We start from the raw sequence: 3426 nt of genomic DNA, 5'->3' as shown, positions 1-3426 counted from the left end.
ACTTTCGTCTATGGGCTGCCTACCGTGGGCATTCAGTCACTAGCTACGTCCTGAATGCGGCGTTAATGGCGCTAGAAGAACGGCTACTTGCCGAAGCCACGCGTCAGCCAAAAGTAGTCTCACAAGTGCTTGAGATAATCCTGGATCTAGGAGAATCGAGCTTCACTACAGGAATGGTGGCCGGAGTCTTGACTGCGCACCCTGAGCTCGTAACCGAGAAGCTGCTTTCCATTTTCATGTGCCCACAATTCTTCTCTGACGATATTGCACGCAGCGTGCAAGAAGCGGGTTCGTTGGCAATCCACGGCGGCCACGATGGGTTGGACTCCGCCAGACAGCAGGAGCGGATGGCCAGCAATCGACTGCCGCATCGGAATAAGTATTTGGAAATTCTGTTTCTTGGGTTGCAGTTCAATCGCCCAGACCTACGCGAATCTCTTTACAGAATTCTGGACAACCACCTCGACGCACTAAAAACCACAAGCAATGTCTCAGAGGGGTGGCTGATAGGCCTCAAGCGAATGGATGCCCGCGGCTTGAAGCTCGGAGAGCCCGTCGGTGATAGCACTTGGGCTCCGCTCGAGATCGCCGACCTCGATCCAGAGCTTCAATATGCCAGCGACAAGGCACAAGTTAGCATGCAGCGTTTGAACCTTATAGGCTCTGTACGTACCTGGGCTGCAGCGGTGACAGGGCGGTTCGCGACGGCAGCGCCTGGAACTTCAGAGCGATTCTCGTCACCTTCTGAACCCTACGAGGAATTCGTTGGTCTTTGCAATGAGGTCGAAGGCCAAGAAGCCGATATGCTCGCAGGGCTGGAGGACGAGCTTGCCTGTGCCCTAATTCGTAAGTGGCCCAACGATACCTCGCACGCCCTCCGGTGGGCCCGAACCATTTTGCTCGAAGGCGCTGCAATTCGCAAAGACAAGGATACATGGCCGCGCCAAGATCCTTCGATGGGTGTACAGCGTGCAAAGGCAGTTGTCGCTATTGCTGCCTACGATCCAACTCTTCCCAGAATGGTTGAGGCCTTGGTAAACATTGTGACCGAGCCCATGTGGAAGTTGCGTCGGGCTGCGGCCAAGGCGATCTCCGATGAACTGAGGTCTAAGCAACCTGTATTGGCAGAGATACTCACCACTGGCCTCGCACACTATGCTCAAGCATTGGACGTCACAACTGCGCGCCCAAGAGGGCGGACTCAAGACTTCGTCCTCGAGGCCAGGATGGCCACTGTCAAGGCACTCACCATAGCGTTGGAGAAGATGACGCCAGGTTTACGTTCGTCGCCGCGGAGCTTAGCCGCGATTAAGGAGTGGACGATAGTTCTCGACGCCGCACGCAGCGAAAAGCCCAGCACCTGGCGAGTTCAATCTCTCATAACGCTCACAAAACTCGCAGCGGACCAGGAGAACGGTCCCAACGTGCGGCAACACGATCCTGAGCATGTGGATTTCGACGCACGACGAGAGTTGAGTGGCTTGCTTGCATCTGAACTCTTGATGCAGATAGATGACAGCTCACCGCTGTTCGAGGCTTTCGACTACTGTCTCAAGATCGCGCCGGAGCTGAGTGAAACCATTCTGGATACTATGCTTTTCGAGTGCGTGAACTCGGATTTCACAAACGCGACGGCTTTTTGGCGAGTGTGGGATCGCGCAAAAGCTGCAGTCTTTGATGAAGAATCGCTGAGAAGCGGCAGCCGAAGGTCGTACAGCCGATTTKATAAGGTGCTTACGACACTTCTGCTGTGTTCGATGCCTTGGCCGAAGACCTGGCACAACCTAAAGCTCTTTAAATCCCGCCCGCATTTTGTCGCAGATTGCATCATCGCTGTTGGCGACAGCCGAATAGGCCTAGAACGCCTCCTTCAACTGATGGCGGGCGTTGGTAGGATGTCCGCAGTGCCGGCGGCGCTTCCCCAGTTGCGGGACGCCCTCGACAAATCGCCCGTCGACTTATTCGACGACGGGAACAGTCTTTGGCACGCCGAGACCATCTGCCATGTAGCCGTGCATGAACATCGAGAGGCCCTAATTCGAGACGTCAACCTGCGTAGGGCAACACTCGATATCCTTGATCGACTTGTCGATGCTGGGTCGTCGCTCGGATTCCAGCTTCGCGACTACTTGGCAACTTCGCCTACAGGAGCCACCAAGCACTAGCCGAATCCTTCGATTCGTTCATCGGCACGCTTCGCAGAACACAGCCCCCGTTGGGGGCTTCGTTCTCAAAACAACAGCGACCACTTATACGGATCAAAGCGGTACATTAGGTGCTCTTTTGGCACGTCAGTGGGTACATAAAGTCTGCGCTCAGGAACAAATTTGAAGTCTGGCGAGTAAGCGACAATGTTTACTTCGTCGCCAAATAGCACCCGCCACATATAATCTCCGAAGCTTAGCGTGGCACGTAGATCAATTGCCACTTGCTTGGCATAGTAAGTTCGCACTACCTCACCGACTTGATCTAAATTTTGAACATCAAGTCCGCGATAACGAACATCCCAAGTGTGACGCGCCTCCCGATCACTACCTGCGGCAACACTAATGTTAATCCCCTGATGGGCACCAAAGAGCAACGGTTCGTAAGATTCTACTGATACTGGCATCGCATACGACTGGCCGCCATCGGTTAGCCTAAAGCTCTCTCCAGCAGAGAGAAAATTGACGCGATGAACGACGAAGTCATATTTATCGCTTCCATTCATCTCGCTTTTTAAGTCACTGATCAGACGAGTTCCCGAGAATTGACTGACTAAGTCAGTCATTGATGCGCGGCCGGCGGGTTTCTCATATCTGGTTGCGAACGTGACGTCAGATGCCTTTACGGGAGAACTATTCTTCATCACCAGTCCAACAGGAATGAGGTAACGCGCATTCCTATCTGTCACCGGATAGAACACGTAGGTTGGCATGCCTCGGTTAAGAGGCACATTGTCGATAGTGAGCTCCAGCTGACCACCGAGTTTACCTTCCCGATAGTCCTTGATAAATCCGTAACAAAATGTGATGACGGCTGCCGCAACGCCGCATGCAGATGCTACTACTGCCAACAACCTTCGACCTTGTATCCATCTCCTAGGTACATGCATCTGCACTATGGATTTGGGGTCTGTTGTGATCGGCTTCGAACGAGACTTCCTTTTCTTCTTTGTCATTTAATTCGAATAAACGTGAAAAAAGTAGTCTATCAGATCGATGGACGCCAATTTCCCGCACCGCTGCTCGACACCTTCGATTCAAATTGCGTACCTATCTGAGCCCCCCTGGAAGTGCAATTACATCTGAGGACAACCAGCGCGCCAGGCCGTTGACCCTCTAAGTAAAGTTTCAAGTTCCCTATCTTGTCTGTCCTCGATCAACTTTGAGTAACGGCCGACTAAGCGCTTCCTCGTTCACCCCATGTGAATACGCGTTATAAGCC

2 protein-coding genes are annotated in these 3426 nt (G+C 53.0%); one reads left to right on the top strand and one right to left on the bottom strand.

The window, feature by feature from the left end; translation table 11 throughout:
• Positions 1 to 2165: hypothetical protein (locus AB4Z11_RS27020; RefSeq protein WP_442028928.1), on the top strand; the 2165-nt coding region annotated here is incomplete at its 5' end.
• A gap of 65 nt (positions 2166 to 2230) precedes the next feature.
• On the opposite strand, the gene AB4Z11_RS27015 is transcribed toward AB4Z11_RS27020, so the two are convergent.
• Positions 2231 to 3160 carry a hypothetical protein gene (locus AB4Z11_RS27015; RefSeq protein WP_442028927.1) on the bottom strand — a complete coding sequence of 310 codons (930 nt, stop codon included), beginning with the start codon at positions 3158 to 3160 and terminating at the stop codon, positions 2231 to 2233.
• Positions 3161 to 3426 lie beyond the last annotated feature (266 nt).

The sequence above is a fragment of the Pseudoduganella sp. RAF53_2 genome (genome assembly GCF_052113985.1).
Taxonomy (GTDB): Bacteria; Pseudomonadota; Gammaproteobacteria; order Burkholderiales; family Burkholderiaceae_D; genus Rugamonas.
This window is presented reverse-complemented; position numbering and strand designations above follow the sequence as displayed.

Excerpts from the sequence above, each read along its gene's own strand:
- AB4Z11_RS27015 (WP_442028927.1), bottom strand. The coding sequence starts at position 3,160 with ATGACAAAGAAGAAAAGGAAGTCTCGTTCGAAGCCGATCACAACAGAC.